General features: G+C 40.5%; 18 protein-coding genes and 1 pseudogene. 18 read left to right on the top strand and 1 reads right to left on the bottom strand.

Going from position 1 to position 17,088, the window contains the following annotated elements; all coding sequences use genetic code 11:
- Nucleotides 1-58: 58 nt before the first annotated feature.
- From HUE98_RS06860 to dapA, 10 genes and pseudogenes are all read left to right on the top strand, one after another.
- Nucleotides 59-853: a polysaccharide deacetylase family protein gene (locus tag HUE98_RS06860; protein WP_241423108.1), complete on the top strand. Its 795-nt coding sequence runs from the start codon at nucleotides 59-61 to the stop codon at nucleotides 851-853.
- The gene (locus HUE98_RS06865) at nucleotides 850-1,866 is read left to right on the top strand and encodes a polysaccharide deacetylase family protein (protein WP_241423109.1); all 1,017 of its coding nucleotides are present in this window, start codon (nucleotides 850-852) and stop codon (nucleotides 1,864-1,866) included. The genes HUE98_RS06860 and HUE98_RS06865 overlap by 4 nt, the downstream gene beginning before the upstream one ends.
- 14 nt (nucleotides 1,867-1,880) lie before the next feature.
- A complete protein-coding gene (locus HUE98_RS06870; protein WP_241423110.1) occupies nucleotides 1,881-2,717 on the top strand; it encodes a VanW family protein in 837 nt (278 codons plus the stop codon).
- A gap of 300 nt (nucleotides 2,718-3,017) precedes the next feature.
- On the top strand, nucleotides 3,018-3,470 hold the full coding sequence (dut, locus tag HUE98_RS06875; protein ID WP_241423111.1) for a dUTP diphosphatase: 453 nt from the start codon (nucleotides 3,018-3,020) through the stop codon (nucleotides 3,468-3,470).
- Nucleotides 3,471-3,609: 139 nt separating this feature from the next.
- Nucleotides 3,610-3,936: a hypothetical protein gene (locus HUE98_RS06880; RefSeq protein ID WP_241423112.1), complete on the top strand. Its 327-nt coding sequence runs from the start codon at nucleotides 3,610-3,612 to the stop codon at nucleotides 3,934-3,936.
- A gap of 3 nt (nucleotides 3,937-3,939) precedes the next feature.
- Nucleotides 3,940-4,212: a YlmC/YmxH family sporulation protein gene (locus HUE98_RS06885; protein ID WP_241423113.1), complete on the top strand. Its 273-nt coding sequence runs from the start codon at nucleotides 3,940-3,942 to the stop codon at nucleotides 4,210-4,212.
- Nucleotides 4,213-4,272: 60 nt separating this feature from the next.
- Nucleotides 4,273-4,761, top strand: coding sequence for a general stress protein (locus HUE98_RS06890; RefSeq protein ID WP_241423114.1), 489 nt, complete (start codon nucleotides 4,273-4,275; stop codon nucleotides 4,759-4,761).
- Nucleotides 4,762-4,887: 126 nt separating this feature from the next.
- A complete protein-coding gene (dpsA, locus tag HUE98_RS06895; RefSeq protein WP_241423115.1) occupies nucleotides 4,888-5,757 on the top strand; it encodes a dipicolinate synthase subunit DpsA in 870 nt (289 codons plus the stop codon).
- 74 nt (nucleotides 5,758-5,831) lie between these two features.
- Nucleotides 5,832-6,368: pseudogene (locus HUE98_RS06900) on the top strand (dipicolinate synthase subunit B); the annotation flags it as partial.
- Between the two features lie 96 nt (nucleotides 6,369-6,464).
- Nucleotides 6,465-7,346, top strand: a complete 882-nt coding sequence (dapA, locus tag HUE98_RS06905) for a 4-hydroxy-tetrahydrodipicolinate synthase (protein ID WP_320415669.1) — start codon at nucleotides 6,465-6,467, stop codon at nucleotides 7,344-7,346.
- A gap of 286 nt (nucleotides 7,347-7,632) precedes the next feature.
- On the opposite strand, the gene HUE98_RS06910 is transcribed toward dapA, so the two are convergent.
- The gene (locus HUE98_RS06910; protein ID WP_241420768.1) at nucleotides 7,633-9,345 is read right to left on the bottom strand and encodes an IS1634 family transposase; all 1,713 of its coding nucleotides are present in this window, start codon (nucleotides 9,343-9,345) and stop codon (nucleotides 7,633-7,635) included.
- 363 nt (nucleotides 9,346-9,708) lie between these two features.
- On the opposite strand from HUE98_RS06910, the gene HUE98_RS06915 reads away from it, so the two are divergent.
- The 8 genes from HUE98_RS06915 (at nucleotide 9,709) to HUE98_RS06950 (ending at nucleotide 17,085) form a co-directional block, all read left to right on the top strand.
- A complete protein-coding gene (locus tag HUE98_RS06915) occupies nucleotides 9,709-11,382 on the top strand; it encodes a ribonuclease J (RefSeq protein WP_241423117.1) in 1,674 nt (557 codons plus the stop codon).
- Between the two features lie 271 nt (nucleotides 11,383-11,653).
- A complete protein-coding gene (locus tag HUE98_RS06920) occupies nucleotides 11,654-12,400 on the top strand; it encodes an ABC transporter ATP-binding protein (RefSeq protein ID WP_241423118.1) in 747 nt (248 codons plus the stop codon).
- Nucleotides 12,378-13,301 carry a SufB/SufD family protein gene (locus HUE98_RS06925; protein ID WP_241423522.1) on the top strand — a complete coding sequence of 308 codons (924 nt, stop codon included), beginning with the start codon at nucleotides 12,378-12,380 and terminating at the stop codon, nucleotides 13,299-13,301. The genes HUE98_RS06920 and HUE98_RS06925 overlap by 23 nt, the downstream gene beginning before the upstream one ends.
- A 75-nt stretch (nucleotides 13,302-13,376) precedes the next feature.
- Nucleotides 13,377-13,979: a flavodoxin family protein gene (locus tag HUE98_RS06930; RefSeq protein ID WP_241423119.1), complete on the top strand. Its 603-nt coding sequence runs from the start codon at nucleotides 13,377-13,379 to the stop codon at nucleotides 13,977-13,979.
- Nucleotides 13,980-14,142: 163 nt separating this feature from the next.
- Nucleotides 14,143-14,853 carry a ClpP family protease gene (locus tag HUE98_RS06935; RefSeq protein ID WP_241423523.1) on the top strand — a complete coding sequence of 237 codons (711 nt, stop codon included), beginning with the start codon at nucleotides 14,143-14,145 and terminating at the stop codon, nucleotides 14,851-14,853.
- A complete protein-coding gene (locus HUE98_RS06940) occupies nucleotides 14,850-15,080 on the top strand; it encodes a YlzJ-like family protein (protein WP_241423120.1) in 231 nt (76 codons plus the stop codon). Before HUE98_RS06935 ends, HUE98_RS06940 begins: the two co-directional genes overlap by 4 nt.
- A 91-nt stretch (nucleotides 15,081-15,171) precedes the next feature.
- Complete coding sequence (locus tag HUE98_RS06945) at nucleotides 15,172-16,167, top strand: Na/Pi cotransporter family protein (RefSeq protein WP_407080277.1); 996 nt, start codon at nucleotides 15,172-15,174, stop codon at nucleotides 16,165-16,167.
- Between the two features lie 114 nt (nucleotides 16,168-16,281).
- The gene (locus tag HUE98_RS06950; protein WP_241423122.1) at nucleotides 16,282-17,085 is read left to right on the top strand and encodes an undecaprenyl-diphosphate phosphatase; all 804 of its coding nucleotides are present in this window, start codon (nucleotides 16,282-16,284) and stop codon (nucleotides 17,083-17,085) included.
- Nucleotides 17,086-17,088: the final 3 nt, after the last annotated feature.

Genomic DNA, 17,088 nt, shown 5'->3' on the forward strand with positions numbered 1-17,088 from the left:
AAAAAAAATTATTAGTAATAATAATCTAATATACAAAAATGTTGTAAGGGGGAGAAGAATGTTTTATAATTTTACGCTTACCTCTAAGAACATAAAAAAGGTTATTATGGTTATTCTTTTCCTGGCGGCTCTTTGGTTTATCTTGAGCTATCAGATACTTCATGGGGTATTTGCCCCCAGAAAGGATACGGGAATTTATAGGGTGGAAACCGGTGAAAATATAATTGCCTTGACCTTTGATGTGGTCTGGAGCGATGAGTACACCGAAGACCTTTTAGAGACCCTGGACCGGTATGACCAGAAGGCTACATTTTTTGTTACCGGGAAATGGATGGAAAATTATCCGGAAATGACCGAAGAAATATTAAAGAGAGGGCATGAAATAGGCAACCATTCTTATTCCCACAATCATATGAAGGAGCTGGAAGAAGAAGAGATTAGAAAGGAAATTATTAAAGCAGATAATCTATTAAAGGAAAACTTTGATTATCATGCATTATTCTTTCGACCCCCCTTTGGGGAATATGATGAAAGAGTTCTAAATATTGCAGAAGAAATGGGTTACTATACGGTGCTCTGGAGCATTGAGACTGAAGATTGGCTTAATCCGGGGGTGGATAAGATTATCGACCGGGTGGTTAAAAGGACTCATAAGGGCGGGATTATTCTGCTGCACAATTGCTCTCCCCAAGGGGTTAAGGCTCTGCCCATGATTATTCACTCTCTTAAGCTTAGGAAATTTAAGGTAGTAACTATTTCTGAACTTTTAGGGATCACCGGTAAAAATGTCAGGCATGAAAAAACGGTGCATCAGGTGGATCCCTTTTTAAGCTTGGAGGATAAAATTCATTGAAAAAGTATATTATTTTTAAATCTTTGTCCTCAAAAAAAATAATAATTTTACTGATAATTATGGCTGTCACTCTAATTTTATTATGGGCCGGGATAAAACAAGTTAAGGTGCTTGAACCACTAAAGGTGAAACCCGGCGTAATTTATCTGGGGGAAGAGGTGGGTGGACTAAAGCAGGAGGAAGTGATCTCATTGGTTACAGGGAAGGTTGGAGAAGTAGAACAACCTCCCGTGGATGCTGTAGTGGATCCCGTTAACGGTGGAGTTATTCCAGAATTGAACGGCCTTATGGTGGATATTCAGGCTACCGCAGAAAAAATCCTCAGGGTAGACTCAAGGGAGGTTGTTTCTCCGGTGACAGAAATAGTAGAACCCCAAAAAACTCTAAAGGATTTTCCTAATGCTCCTCTTTATCGAGGAAACCCTGAGAAAAATGAGATTTCTTTTTTAATCAATGTTGCCTGGGGGAATGAATACATGGAAGATATGCTGGAGGTGCTGGACCGGTACCAGGTTAGCTGTACATATTTTTTTGTAGGAAAGTGGGCGGAAAAAAACCCTGATATGGTGAGGCAAATTATTTCCAGAGGACATGAAGCAGCCAATCACGGTTATCGGGATTCGGTATTAATGTCACAGCTTTCCTCAGAAGAGATGAAAGAAGATATCCAAAAGACCAATGAGGTGTTACGGGAATTGACGGGTAGTGTTCCGCAGTTTTTCAGTTCCCATTGTGGTGAGCTGAACCAGGATCTTTTGGAAGTGACTGCAGGGTTGAATATGAGAACAGTTATGTGGTCCCTGGACACAGTGGATTGGATGCTTCCCGGGGTGAAGGTAATGGTGGATAAGGTTTTAGGAGGGGCTCATAACGGGGCTACCGTGCTTATGCATCCTACGGAGCAGACTCCAGAGGCTCTGGAGATAATTATTCAGGGGCTTGAGGAACAGGGGTATCAACTGGTTCCTTTGTCCCGGTTAATTGATCCTGACTACTACAGCGAAAATTTATAAAATAAGGGTGAAGCATGAAAAAATACAGTTTGTTTTTACGCTTCAGCAGTATAATGGCTTTTTTGGCAATTTTAGTTTTTTTGTTTTTGTTCTACAATGTTGGAGAAACTTTAGAAAGGCACTTTTATGGGGTTAAGCCCGGAGTTACCCTGGAGGGGAAAGATATGTCGGGATTTCTCCGCCGGGAAGTGGAGGATTTGGTCACAAAAAGGGGCGAGGAAGAAAGGGTAATCCCCCAAAATGCCTATATCAGCCGGGATAACGGTGAAATAGTGCAGGAGGTTATAGGCCGGGAGATCGATGTCTTAAATACGGTTAATAAAGTTATGGAGGCAGAAGAAAATCTCAGCATAGAACTGATTGTTGTGGAACTTGATCCGGAAATCACAGCGAAGTTGATTGAGTCCATCGACAAAGTGATAGGCAGTTATTATACCTGGATGGGCTCTGGTTTTAGTAGGGTGACCAACATCATGGTAGCCGGAGAGGCCATCAACAACACCCTGCTGCACCCGGGACAGGTGTTTTCATTCAATCAGGCTACAGGTCCCAGAACGGCAGAAAGGGGCTATCAATATGCTCCCATTATTGTTCATGGGTCAGTAGTTTTGGGTCTGGGAGGTGGGATTTGTCAAACCTCCTCAACTCTATACAATGCGGTGCTGCAATCTCAATTAGAGGTGGTGGAGCGTTATCCCCACAGTAAGCCGGTAGGGTATGTGCCTAAAGGTAAAGATGCTACAGTTTCTAATTATTTGGATTTTAAGTTCAGAAATAATACAGATAAATTTCTTTTGGTAAAGGCCAGCAGTTATGGGGGAAAAATAGAGGTAGAGATATGGAGCAGTTAAATGATTTCTCCTGTAAGGTTTTACTGAGCTTTTAAGAGCTTTTAGTGAAACGTAAGTTTTTATGCAGGAAATAACATGTCCATGTGGAATTAAAAAGCGTAAGCGTCATACCACACTTTAAGAATAAGTTAACTGGTTTCAGCAAGCTGAAACATCGGGGAACCAGGTGGAGACTCTACTCCACCAGATTTTAAGCCCCACCTACGCTAACGCTTAGAGGTGGGGGTTTTATTAATTAATAAAACAGATAAACATTAAAGCAAATGTAACCTTATCGTTTAGCAGGAGTTGAATATAACAATGGATAAAATTGTATTGAAGATTGTGCAGCTAAAAGAAGCCCAGGATTTACCCCTTCCTGATTATGCCAGTCCTGGTTCCGCGGGAATGGATTTAAGGGCCGCCCTGACAGAGGAATTTATCCTGCAGCCTGGGGAGTATACTCTGGTGCCTACAGGTTTAATCATAGAAATTCCTGAGAACTTTGAAGGTCAGGTTCGACCCAGAAGCGGCCTGGCTTTAAAGCATGGGATTACACTGCTTAATAGTCCAGGAACCATTGATTCCGACTATCGGGGAGAGGTTAAAGTGATTTTAATTAATTTAGGTAAGGAACCTTACGTTATTAAAAGGGGAGACCGGATAGCACAATTAGTTTTGGTTCCGGTATCCAGGGCGCAGGTGGTTAAATCAGGTCAACTTTCTAATACTTCACGGGGGGAAGGTGGTTTTGGCCACAGCGGTGTAGAATAAGGCAGTAGAAACCGCTCCCTTGTCATGCTTGGACTTTTGAAAAATCTTTAAAAAATCTTTTAAAAAAATACATCAATCCGGTGTATTTTTTTCATTATGAAAAGCTTGTATGCATATGAATAGGTAGGAGGGTCGAACTATGATAATTCACTCTTTATGTTTTATAGTATTATTGGTATTGTCGCTGGCAAAAAGAGTTGTAAGCAGAAAACAGTGGTTGTCAAATATTAAGAACCTTCCGACGGATCCCATACCATCACCGCTGTCCCAGGCTCTTTCAGATATGTTGGGGACAGCCGGTGGAATATACCTGGCCTTGTTGATGCTGGTTTCTTTTTTGAAAATTGAAGTGCCCTCAATGGTAGATATCTTTGGAATGGAAATAGAACCATTGGCTTTTATTTCTATAGTTTTTACTTTAGTTCAACCCTATGTGGTGGAAATAAAACAATATTGGGGAGGCTAAAAAATGTATCTCAGTGAGCTGGAAGGAAAAGAGATTATCAACTTATATGATGGAACCCGTTTGGGTACTCTGGGAAATGCAGAAGTAGTTTTTGAACCGGAAACCGGAATTATCAAGGCACTGCTGCTTCCCGGTTTTCAGGGTTTTTTAAAATTTCAAAATAAAGAGGATATAACCATACCCTGGGAATCTATACGCAAAGTTGGGACAGATATGATGCTGGTAGATCTGCATTCTCAGAAGTTACGGTCTAGAAATGGTAGAAATCAGGTATAAGAAACATTGGTTGTGGTAATACTAAAAATTGAAAATTTACCAAAATAGGAGGCAAAATTTATGGATACAACTGTGATAGGAGTTATGAAGGACCACAGCCGAGCAGAGGAAGCTGTAAGATCTTTGCGGGAAAAAGGTTTTAATGAAAATGAAATTTCCATTGTAGCAAAGGACGAAGGCCAAAAAAATGAAGGACAGGGAGACCTCTCCTACAGCGAACAGAATTTAGCCGACGGCAGCGTTACAGGGGGTGCTCTGGGAGGAGTTGCAGGATTACTGATGGGCGCTGGAGCTTTATTGATTCCAGGGGTTGGCCCCATTATTGCAGCAGGACCCCTGGCAGGAGCACTGACCGGTGTAGTAACCGGTGGAATTGCTGGGGGATTGATTGATTTTGGAATACCAGAAGAAAGAGGAAGGCATTTTGAAGAGAGAGTCAAACAGGGAGATATTCTGGTGGCCATCAAGACAAATGAAAATAAAGTGGATACAGCCGCATCTATACTCAGGGAGTACGGTGCAAAAGATGTGGAGAGTCATTCCAAGTAATTTTTTTAGCAGGTAAAAAACGCGTTGAGAGACGCGTTTTTTTTTGTGTGTAATTTTCACACAATGCAGGTGGGAGTCATACTATTATATTAACCTATTTCCGTGGGGTGACAGGAGGAGAATCACATGAGTATTAAAGTTACTATTTTAGGGGGCGATGACAGAGAAATAGAGGTAGCGTTGAAACTGGAAGAATTAGGTTTTCAAGTTAGGACAGTTGGTTTTGATAACTATTCAGGAAAATTTCCTTTTAAAAATATGGATATTGAAGAAGCTGTTAGTTCTGCCCAGGTAATTATTGCTCCTTTAGCCGGAACAGACTATAAAGGTAAACTTTATGCCAGGCACACTGCAAAAGATATATTTTTAACAGAAGAGATCTTAATTCAGGTTAAAACAGGAGTTCTTTTTTTAATCGGCAGGGCTAAAGGAATTATAAAGGATGTGCTGGAGGCCAAAGGGGTGAAAGTGGTTGAAGTGGGTGACCTGGACGAAATTGCTATATTAAATTCTATCCCCACCGCTGAAGGCGCCATCCAATTTGCTATGGAAAATACGCCCATAACCATACATCACAGCCATTCCCTGGTAATTGGCTTTGGGCGCTGCGGTATCACTCTGGCCAGAACACTTCATGCCTTAGGGGCCAGGGTGACGGTAGCCGCAAGAAATGGAGCTGCACTGGCTCGGGCCTGGGAAATGGGTTTTGAATCCATTCATCTCAGGGAATTAGATAATAAACTAAACAGCTATGAGATTATATTCAATACAGTACCTGTAATGATTTTAAACAGGGAAAAGATTGAAAAAATTAATTTGGAAACGTTAATTATTGATATCGCATCATTGCCTGGAGGGGTAGATTTTGAGGCGGCCCGGGAAAAAGGCATAAAAGCAATCCTAACTCTGAGTTTACCTGGTTTGGTAGCTCCAAAAACAGCTGGAAGAATGCTGGCCGGCATATATCCCCGGTTAATTCAAAAGTATCTTTATTGATAGGAGGCGAAAAAATGTCATTAAATGGATTAAATATAGGAATTGGCATTACCGGTTCTTACTGCACCTTTGATAAAATTGTACCGGTACTGGAGGAGATGACCCGGTTGGGTGCGGAAATTCATCCAATTATTACTCCTGCTGTTAATTATATTGATACAAGGTTTGGAAAAGCGGAATATTGGAAGGAGAGAATTAAGGAGGTTACCGGAAGGGAACCTATATATACTATCGTTGGAGCGGAACCTGTAGGTCCGAAAAGTTATCTGGATGTAATGGTGGTGGCACCCTGCACCGGTAATACTTTGGCTAAGTTGGCCAACGGAATTACGGATACAGCGGTATTGATGGCAGTGAAAGCACAGTTAAGAAATGTAAAGCCGGTAGTAATCGCCATATCGACTAATGATGGGTTGGGATTGAATGCCAAAAACCTTGGAATTCTAATTAATATGAAAAATATATTTTTAGTTCCTTTTGGGCAGGATAATCCCATAAAAAAAGAGAATTCACTAGTAGCCAGAATGGATCTTCTAATAAAAACCATTGAGAAAGCCAGGGAGGGCAGACAGATTCAGCCTATATTGATAGAATATCAATCTGTTCAATAATAATGGTTTAAAAAAGGCTATTCTTTTGCTATAATAAAATCAATTTTTAAAAACCAATTTTTTTGAAAATATTAGAACGAAGGAGGTGAAGTTAAGTTGACAGATTTTGGAAGGCTAATAACAGCAATGGTTACTCCATTTAATGAAAAAATGAAAGTGGATTACCAAAGGGCCAAAGAACTGGCTGAGCATTTGGCAGCTACAGGGTCCCAGTCTATTGTTGTGGCGGGGACGACAGGAGAATCCCCTACTCTTAGCGTAGAGGAAAAAGAAAACCTGTTTAAGACTGTTGTGGATGCAGTTAAAGGAAAGGCCAGAGTAATTGCAGGGTCCGGCTCCAATTCTACAGAGCAGTCTATGGAAATCACCAGGAAAGCGGAGGCTGCGGGAGTTGATGGAGTAATGTTGGTGGTCCCCTATTATAATAAGCCTCCTCAGGAGGGACTTTATTCACATTTTAAAATGATTGCTGAGTCCACTCACCTGCCCATCATGCTTTACAATGTTCCCGGCAGGACTAGTGTAAATCTTTCTGCTCAAACTACCATTAAATTAGCTCAATTAGACAATGTTTTTGCTATTAAAGAGGCCAGCGGTGACCTGGAACAAATCAGTCAGATTATCACTGAGACCCCGGAGGATTTCTTAGTTTACAGCGGCGATGACAGTATGACTTTACCCATCATGTCCATTGGGGGGTATGGTGTAGTAAGTGTTGCCGGGCATATTATTGGAGAAAAAATTACAGAAATGATAGGGGCTTTCACCAGCGGCCAACCAGATGAAGCGGCTGCCCTACATAGAAAACTGATGCCGATTTTTAAAGGTATGTTCATCAGCACCAATCCCATTCCTGTAAAAACGGCACTGAACCAGCTGGGTAATGAAGTTGGACCCGTTCGTTTACCCTTGGTTCAAATGACTCCTGGCCAGCAGGAGGAGTTAAAGGGTATTTTAATGAGGGCTGGGCTTTTGTAATCTAAACCAAATCAGAGGAATTGAGGATTTTAAACCCGCTTAACTCTCCGAAAATATTATCGGGATAAGGCGGGTTTTAATTTTACAAAGTATTTCTTAGGAAGAGCCCATATTAATCCAGGGAATCCATTGCACCCATCAGATGTAACACGCCTAAGGGGAAACTTGCACTGTATCTGCTAATACTATCCCGTATTTGACACTTGATAGAAATAAAAATCCTGCAACACCTTGATATTAGGGTATTTGCAGGATTTCATGTTAATGTAAAAAGTGCGTAATGTTTTTATGATTTTGTACTTTTAAAAATTTTTTTCATCATACTTGTAGTAACAATCTGATAGTCAGTGCGAAAGCCAAAAGCTTCATGTAAGGCATCAGTAAAATCTGTTCTTGTATATATTGGTTCATAACCTTCACCCTTAATTACTTTGAAATTCATTTCGCGCAATTCACTAATAATTTCATGACATGTAAAATTTTCACTAAGCTTCTTTTCCAGTAATCTATAAATAATTAATGATATAAAGCAAGTGTTGAAATGTGCTTCTATCCTATCATCATTACTTAAATATACAGGTCTTGCTTTAAACTCGCTTTTCATAATTCTAAAACATTCTTCTATTTCCCATCTTCTATGATTCACCTTAATTATTTCAGTGGCATCATCATCAAGATTGGTACAAACCCCATAAAAACCATCAAATGCTTCTTCTTTTTGGATAAGAACGGTATCAATATGATATATTTCATTTTCTGCAACTTCACCGTCTGGAGTGCAGTTTGTTTTATGAATAAATCTTTTGTAATCGTTTTGCCTGCATTTCTTTATTTTTGCAGGGTTAGTATCTATTGTTTTTTGAGCTCGTTCTATTTGAGAATTGCGGATTTTGCGCTGATAATCCCTGTATTTAATGGAGTATGTTACAATAAGTTTTTGCTCAAAACCGTTCTCTTTAATCCAGCGCTCCTTGTAAAAGACTTTGTTTTTATCCTTATTCTCATCAAGTTTGGAGATATCATAAGATTTCATATCTCCCGAACGTTGCCAGCCATCTGTAGCAAGTGCCCATTTTTTAAGGTGTTTTTTTAATTTTTTTATAGACTGGGTTGTAATGAAAGCTCGATCATCCTTATCATTAAACTTTCGATTAGCCTCAGAAGCAAGACCGGCATCGGTGCAGACGATAAACTTAGAAAGCTCAAAATCGGATAAAATCATCTTTTCTAAAGGTTTTAATGTGAGCTGTTCATTCATATTTCCCCTATTAATACTAAAAGCAAGAGGAATACCGTCCCCATCCATAAATAGACCCATTTGAACAATAGGGTTTGGTTTATGCTCTTTTGATGGGCCGTATTGCTTTTTGCCTTCTTCTTGTTCAATTTCAAAAAAGTAATTGGTGCAATCATAGTAAAGAATACCGGTATTCCTCTTGGAAACCTTTAAACTGTTTTCATATAATGAGGATTGTATAAAATCTGTTTCCTTAGCCAAAACTTCAAGAGCTCTATATATTTGATGGAGATCAAAATTCGGCTGCTCTATAAACTTCTTAGAAAGTTGATAAGTCGCGAGTTTTGAAGAAGGGAAGATAACCCTGCCATAAATCAGTCTGGAAAGAATTGAATCCAAATCAAAATTGAATTTATACTTCTGAGTTATTTTCTTACAAATCTTATGTATTCCGAGTTCATAGTAAATTTTTTGCAGGAAAAGATATCCACCGTTAAAAGAGTGCTGTTCATCTTTGTTGATCAGTTTTGAGGGAGAATATTTAACCAGCACTTCTCGTTTTGTTTCTTTTTCTTTCTCGTTAAGCTCCTCAATATACTTTTTTGCCCATTCAATGGGATCTTGGCCGTTTAATTTTTTCTCTAACTCTGTAATGGTTCCGAGTTTTTCTACAATTTTAGTAGTGCGCTTATTCTTTTCAATAACATCTTTTATTACATAAAGTGAAGTGGCATTTTTAGATTTTGAAAACGATAATCTCATAAAGTCAACTCCTCCAATCCCTTATATTATACCACATTACGAGGCATTACGAAAGATAAACTTGGCAAATTTGACAAAAAAAATAAGCCTTTTCAAAGGCTTGAGCGATTTTTTATTATTAAACTGTCAAAGACCCGGATTTTAAACCCGCTTAACTCTCCGAAAATATTATCGGGATAAGGCGGGTTTTAATTTTACAAAGTATTTCTTAGGAAGAGCCCATATTAATCCAGGGAATCCATTGCACCCATCAGATGTAACACGCCTAAGGGGAAACTTGCACTGTATCTGCTAATACTATATAATAAACCTATGGTAGTATTGAACGGGCATTTTTTTAAAATCAGGAGGTGTTAGGATTCATTGAGCAAAGAAAAACAAAATAAGATACAAGTAATTCCCCTGGGCGGCATTGGAGAAATTGGAAAGAATATGTTCGTCTTGAGATATGAGGATGAAATATTGGTTCTTGATTCGGGATTAAAGTTTCCGGAGGAAGAAATGTTTGGTATAGATATTGTTATTCCCGACATTACATTTCTGAAGGAGAACAAGGAAAAGATTAAGGGGATTATTGTAACCCACGGCCATGAGGATCATATAGGAGCCCTTCCGTATGTTCTTCCTTATCTGAATGTACCCGTATATGGGACAAAACTAACCCTGGGGTTGGTGGAAGGAAAACTGAAGGAACATAATCTGCTCCAATCATCCTCCTTAAATCTCATTAAACCTGGGTGCAGCATGAAGATCAGCGATCATTTTAAGGTTGAGTTTTTTAGAACCAACCACAGCATACCGGATACTGTGGGTGTAGCAGTCTATACCCCTGCAGGCACTGTTGTGTATACCAGTGATTTTAAGTTTGACCAGACTCCGGTACATGGGGAATTGACCGATTATCACAAGCTGGCGGAACTGGGAAGGAAAGGGGTGCTGGTGCTTTTATCTGATAGTACCAATGCGGAAAGGCCCGGCTATACCCTATCAGAAAAAGTTGTAGGTGAAACCATTCAAGATATATTCAGGGCGGCAGAAGGAAGGATTATTCTGGCCACTTTTGCATCTAATGTCCACCGTATTCAGCAGGTTATGGATGCAGCCTGTATACACGACCGCAGGGTAGCTGTTATAGGAAGAAGTATGGTGAATGTTGCAGGTATTTCCAGGGAGTTAGGTTATCTTAAGGTGCCTGACAAGAACCTTATTGAAGTTGAACAGATTGGAAATTATCCGGAGAATAAACTGGTTTTACTAACCACGGGGAGTCAGGGCGAGCCCATGTCTGCACTTACCCGAATCTCCATATCGGAACACCGGAAGGTGGAAATTATTCCTGGTGACACGGTGATTATTGCCGCTTCTCCGATTCCCGGAAATGAAAAACTGGTTTCCAGAACCATTGATAACCTTTTTAGAAGAGGGGCTAAGGTTTTTTATGAATCAGTGTCAGGAATACATGCTTCCGGACATGGAAGCCAGGAAGAATTAAAACTAATGCTGAACCTGACTAAACCCAAATACTTGATTCCGGTTCATGGAGAATATCGCCATTTGATCCACCATGCAGAACTGGCAGAGAAGGTGGGGATTCCCAAAAAGAATGTTATAGTGACAGAACTGGGAACCGTGTTAGAGTTTAGTACGAAAGGCGTGAAGAAGACTGGGAAAGTTCCTGTAGGAAAAGTCCTGGTGGACGGCCTTGGGGTAGGAGATGTAGGTAATATCGTTTTAAGGGACCGGAAAATCCTTTCGGAGGACGGTATACTCATCGTGGTAATTGCTATTGACAAGGACAGCAACAGGGTTTTGGCTGGGCCAGATATATTATCCAGGGGCTTCGTTTATGTGAGGGAGTCTGAAAAGCTGATTGAAGAAGCCAGGAACCAGGTAGCCCGTGCCCTGGAATCTACTAGTCTAGATAAGATGTCTGAATGGTCCACCGTAAAAAATATTGTAAGGGATGTTCTAAACAGATATTTCTGGGATAAGACCAGAAGAAAGCCGATGATACTACCAATTATCACGGAAATATAGACAATATATGATGAATAAAAAAAATGCTATCAATAATTAATTATTGATAGCATTTTTTAAAATTGGTATATTAGTTGTATGTGGGAGAAGATAAATTATAGCCCATGTCTAAAGGAGTTGTCAAGCTTAGGGGAAGATATAAACAGTATTAATGAATTTAAATAAATTAAGAGCCAGGCTTAAAAGAATACTAAATGAAAATATAAAGCAGGAGATATTAATTTTCATGTAGAATATTTTTTTTAAAAGATTATCTATAGGGGGTTATATTTTGCTGAAGTTAAAGGGAATAACCTATAAAATTCCGGGGGAAGAAAAGGAAATCATCAAAGGAGTAGATCTTGAGTTTGAGCAGGGCAAACTATATGCCATCACTGGGCCCAACGGAAGCGGTAAAACATCCCTGGCAAAAATAATTATGGGAATTTACAAGGCTTCCAGCGGCAGCATATCATTCAAGGGAGAGGATATAACTTCTCTGGATATAAATGAACGCTCTCAAAAGGGAATCGGATATGCTTTTCAGTATCCTCCCCGTTTTAAAGGTTTGAGGGTTTTAGATTTACTGCAGCTGGCGTCGGGGATTGAAGAGAGGAATGTAGTCCGTGGATACTTGAGGCAGGTTGGACTTTGTCCCGAGGATTACCTGGAAAGAGATGCTGATGCCAGCCTGTCGGGGGGCGAAATGAAGAGAATTGAGATAGCTACCCTTTTTGCCAAAAATCCTGAGTTTACCATTTATGACGAACCGGATGCCGGAGTAGATCTTTGGAGCTTTGACCTTCTGTTGGAGGTTATTCGAAAAAAACATGAGAAAGAAGGCTTAACCACAGTTTTGATTAGTCATCAGGAAAGAATTTTATCCCTGGTGGATGAGATTATTTTAGTGGTAAATGGAAAGATTCAGGATGTTGGTACTAAGGATAGAATCTGGCCCATTATTAAGGATGTAGTAGGCTGTCAGTGGTATAAAGTATGCAGGGGGGATGAAGAAGATGAAACTGAGTGCCGTAGATAAAAAGATTCTAGAGGAGGTTGCCTCGCTGCATGATGTACCGCAGGGGGCTTACAACATTCGCAGGGATGGGGAAGGGATTTCCCGACAGTCCACGGAAAACATTGATATTAGAGTAAAAGAAGATAAGCCCGGTATTGATATTATTGTTAAACCCGGCACAAAAAATGAATCTGTCCATATACCTGTTCTGGTAACAAAGAGTGGGGTAAATGACCTGGTCTATAACACTTTTGAAATAGGAGAAGGGGCAGATGTAATGGTAGTCGCCGGCTGCGGCATACACAATTCCGGCTCAGAGGAAACCAGGCATGATGGAATACACACTGTATATGTAAGAAAAGGGGCTCGACTTCACTATGTAGAGAAACATTACGGTGAAGGAGATGGTACCGGGGGGAAGGTACTAAACCCCAAGACGGTGATAGAAATTGAAGAAGGTGGAATGGCCGAACTGGAAATGGTGCAAATCAGGGGTGTAGATCATACTGTACGGGTTACGGAAGCCAATCTCCATAAGGATGCCAGCCTCATTATCGTGGAAAGGCTTTTAACCCACGGCAGTCAAATGGCCAGGTCTGATGTGGTGGTAAATCTTTTAGGAGAGGACTCTTTTACTCAGGTTACCTCCAGAACAGTTGCCCAGGATGACTCTGAGCAAATATTTTATCCCAGGGTCATAGCTCATGCTAAATCCCAGGGTTATGTGGAGTGTGATTCCATTATTATGGATCGGGCTAAGGTAAGGTCGGTCCCAGAAATTGCTGCTTATCATGCCGAGGCAGAGCTGACTCATGAGGCAGCCATAGGAAAAATTGCCGGGGAGCAGATGTTAAAATTAATGTCCCTGGGACTTTCGGAAAAGGAAGCGGTGGACAAAATCCTTGAAGGTTTCTTACGATAATTAAAAGTTATTTATGTAGAAAGGCATTTTTTAATAAAGATAGTAGGATACCGGGTGAGTAAGGAGGAGAACCGAATGAATAATTCTGTAGATATTTTAGCCATTAGTGGAAGTCCCCGGGTAACAGGGAATTCCAAATCTCTGTTGGAAGAGTTTTTGAGGGGAGCCGGGGAAAAAGGCATCAAGGGAGATTTAATTATCATAAATAAATTAAATTTTAGGCCCTGTCAGGCCTGTGGAGCCTGCAGCAGAGACGGGGTTTGTGTTTTAAGGGATGATATGCAGGAGGTACACAAATTAGCGTCTCAGGCCCGGGGGATTGTGGTGGCGGCTCCTATACACTTTGGCAGCATGTCTTCTCAGACTAAAATGATGATTGACCGCTTTCAGGCTTTTTGGGCGGCCAAGCATGTGTTGGAAAAACCCCGAATTGGTGAAGAAGAAGGAAAGATCGGGTTTTTTATTTGTGTGGAAGGAAGTCCCGTGAAAAAGTTTTGCCACAACGCCTATGATATTATAAAAGTTTTTTATGATATTCTAAATGTGCAGGACAGGGGAATGTTGTGTTACAGTGAGGTCCGAAGTGCTCCTCCCGGGATTCGGGACAATCCGCAGGCCATGGAGCAGGTTTATCAGGCGGGGATGGAATTCGCTGAAGAAATTATAAAAAGGAAATAACCATCAATTAAAAAAGGGCGGCTATGCCGTCCTTTTGGATTTTTTCGTATAATATTATTTTTGAGGCAAAAAATAAAAGGGCACCCAATGAAGTACTAAATAATAAATCGGGAGTGTTCTTAATTTGAGCTTATACTATCGACGAAAGCCCGGTATTCGCAGGATGAAGCCGCCTGCCCCGCCGGTTCAACCAGTTCAGCAGGATTCTCCGATCCAAAATATTCAACAGCTGGGTCAGATTAATGTTCCAAAACTTGAAAGCAGTCTGCACTGTATATCTATTGTGGGACAAATAGAAGGGCATTTAGTTCTGCCTCCTCAAAATAAAACTACAAAATATGAACATGTTATACCCCAGCTGGTTGCTGTCGAGCAAAACCCTGAAATTAAAGGGCTGTTGGTAATTTTAAATACTGTAGGGGGGGATGTGGAAGCGGGATTAGCCATTGCTGAGCTGATTGAAAGCCTTTCCAAACCTACTGTTTCCCTAGTTTTAGGGGGCGGCCACAGTATTGGAGTTCCTATTGCTGTAGGAGCTAAACATTCAATTATTGCCCGGACAGCTACCATGACCATTCACCCCATAAGACTGTCAGGCCTGGTTATAGGGGTGCCCCAGACCTATGAATATCTAGATAAAATGCAGGATCGGGTTATAAATTTTGTGTGTAAGCATTCCACTATTACCGAAAAAAAATTCAGGGATTTAATGTTTAAGACTGGGGAACTGGCCAGGGATATTGGAACAGTTCTGGTGGGAGATGATGCTGTAGAAGTAGGCCTGATAAATCAGGTGGGAGGCTTGGGAGAAGCTATCAAAATCTTAACAGAGCTTACTCAAGGTTCTTCATCTGAAGGAGGAGAGTCATCTTGATTTTATACACTGCCCTGCCCCAGGAATTGATTTGGGAGGGATACTCTGATTTTTCACCCAAGTATCAGGAAATTACTAAAGGCGGCCGAATATTATTAATTGAACCTCTTTCTTTTAACCAGGGAAAGGTTGTACGGTTAATCAGCAGTAATCCCCAGGATTATATGAATCCCTCCTTTCAGCCGGGAGAAATCATCAACATAATGGATAGTTCACAAAAAGATTGATTCTAAAGTGCCTGCTGCAGTTATATGAATAAGATAAAAGGGTCATTAAATAACTGTTGGCAGGTGTTTTTTTATTAAATTATTTCACTTTTTGGGACTCATAACCGGATTATTTTTATTTATTGGCGGACTGCAGGTAATGAGTAAAGGTCTAAAAGAGGCAGCTTCTTACAGCGTAAAGCAGGGCCTGCGCCGCTTAGCCGGGAATCCTTTAATGGGACTAATGGTTGGCACTGCAGCTGCTGTTGTCCTGCAGAGCTCCAGTATTACTACGGTTATGGTAGTAGGTTTGGTGAATTCAGAATTGATTACTCTAAAACAAGGAATCAGCATGATTGTAGGGGCTAATATTGGGACTACTGTTACTGCCCAAGTAATCGCTTTTCCTTTACATGAATGGGCTGTGCCGGCTGCGGTTTTAGGATTAATATTTCTCTTGTTGTCCAGAATAAAATCAAAGTCTATATTCCGGTTGGGGAAAATATTGTTAGGGGGGAGTTTTTTATTTATAGGTTTAAACCTGATGTCCTCCTCTCTAAGTCCCCTACGGGAATCAACCTGGATTATTCCCCTGCTCATAGAAGCCGGAGAAGTGCCGTTTAAGGGAATCCTTATGGGAGCTGTAACTACCTTTTTTTTTCAAAGCAGCAGTGCCGTAATTGCCATTATTATGGCCATGGCTCAAAGGGGGATTGTCTCTTTACCCGCGGGGATTGCTATCATACTGGGTGCAGATATGGGAACCTGTATAACCTCTATGATTGCCAGCGTGGGAACAAACCTGAATGCCCGCAGAGCGGCCTTGGCTCATCTCATTTTTAATGTGATCGGGGCTTTTTGTATGCTGCCCTTTTTTCATTATTTCACCCACATAGTTATGGAAACTTCCTCTTATATGCCCCGACAGATTGCCAATGCCCACACTTTTTATAATATATTTAATGCCATTATCATCATTCCTTTTATTAATTTTTTTACCCGTTTTATTATATTTCTTATGCCTGGTAGAAAAGAAGGAGAAATCAGGCCTACCTTTTTTTTTAATAAAGGAAAGGGCCACAATTTTAAAAAGTTATCAGATAAGTGATATTTTAAGCATTTACTCTATTTAAAGGGTTTTTTTATTTTATGTGAAATAGTAAAATATAAGTAAAGCATTTTTATCATGAAGAATTAGAGATGAGATAGTAAGGGGGAAGATATGACTATTTGGGAAGCGCTATTTTTAGGGTTGGTGCAAGGATTAACCGAGTTTTTACCTGTAAGTAGTTCAGGCCATCTGGTGATTACGCAGTTTTTGTTGGGAGTAAAGGAGCCGGGTATTACTTTTGAAGTGTTTGTTCATTTTGGTACTTTAGGATCTATATTCTGGGTATTCTTTCCGGATATTAAGAAGTTGGTTATGGCGGGATTATTTCTAAATGATGATAAAGTCAGCAGGAAAATGATTTTTTTAATCATCGTGGGTTGTATCCCTACCGGAATTATTGGTATTGTATTTCAGCCATTTTTTGTAGGGTTGTTTAGTTCTATTCTTACCGTAGGTATAATGCTTCTTGTTACAGGGAGTATTCTTTGGCTGATTAACTGGAAGGTGCCGGGAAGAAAGACTACGGAGAAAATGAGTGTCAGTGATGCGCTGGTGGTGGGTCTTTTTCAGGGGTTTGCCATTATTCCCGGAATATCCAGGTCCGGATCAACCATTTCCGCTGCTCTTTTTAGGGAACTGAACCGGGAAACCGCTATCAAATATTCTTTTCTGTTAGCGCTGCCGGCCATATTGGGAGCGACTGTTTTGGAATGTCGGGAGCTGTTCACTGCGGGGGTGGAAAGTATTTCCGTGGTTCCTTTGGCTTTGGGTACAGCTGCCGCCTTTGTTTCAGGAGTTTTGGCCATCCGAGCTTTTATTCAGGTGCTGAATACCGGAAAACTGCACTATTTTTCCTATTACTGCTGGATGGTAGGGTCATTGATTATTCTATGGCAGGGATCTCAGTTGTTATAATCT

The sequence above is a fragment of the Candidatus Contubernalis alkalaceticus genome (genome assembly GCF_022558445.1).
Lineage (GTDB): Bacteria > Bacillota > Dethiobacteria > SKNC01 > SKNC01 > Contubernalis > Contubernalis alkaliaceticus.

Bases quoted from the DNA above. Each gene is read 5' to 3' on its own strand.
- HUE98_RS06950 (WP_241423122.1), top strand. From the start codon at position 16,282: ATGACTATTTGGGAAGCGCTATTTTTAGGGTTGGTGCAAGGATTAACC.
- HUE98_RS06925 (WP_241423522.1), top strand. From the start codon at position 12,378: ATGAAACTGAGTGCCGTAGATAAAAAGATTCTAGAGGAGGTTGCCTCG.
- HUE98_RS06930 (WP_241423119.1), top strand. From the start codon at position 13,377: ATGAATAATTCTGTAGATATTTTAGCCATTAGTGGAAGTCCCCGGGTA.
- HUE98_RS06880 (WP_241423112.1), top strand. From the start codon at position 3,610: ATGATAATTCACTCTTTATGTTTTATAGTATTATTGGTATTGTCGCTG.
- HUE98_RS06910 (WP_241420768.1), bottom strand. From the start codon at position 9,345: ATGAGATTATCGTTTTCAAAATCTAAAAATGCCACTTCACTTTATGTA.
- HUE98_RS06890 (WP_241423114.1), top strand. From the start codon at position 4,273: ATGGATACAACTGTGATAGGAGTTATGAAGGACCACAGCCGAGCAGAG.
- dpsA (WP_241423115.1), top strand. From the start codon at position 4,888: ATGAGTATTAAAGTTACTATTTTAGGGGGCGATGACAGAGAAATAGAG.
- HUE98_RS06935 (WP_241423523.1), top strand. From the start codon at position 14,143: ATGAAGCCGCCTGCCCCGCCGGTTCAACCAGTTCAGCAGGATTCTCCG.
- HUE98_RS06885 (WP_241423113.1), top strand. From the start codon at position 3,940: ATGTATCTCAGTGAGCTGGAAGGAAAAGAGATTATCAACTTATATGAT.
- dut (WP_241423111.1), top strand. From the start codon at position 3,018: ATGGATAAAATTGTATTGAAGATTGTGCAGCTAAAAGAAGCCCAGGAT.
- HUE98_RS06860 (WP_241423108.1), top strand. From the start codon at position 59: ATGTTTTATAATTTTACGCTTACCTCTAAGAACATAAAAAAGGTTATT.
- HUE98_RS06870 (WP_241423110.1), top strand. From the start codon at position 1,881: ATGAAAAAATACAGTTTGTTTTTACGCTTCAGCAGTATAATGGCTTTT.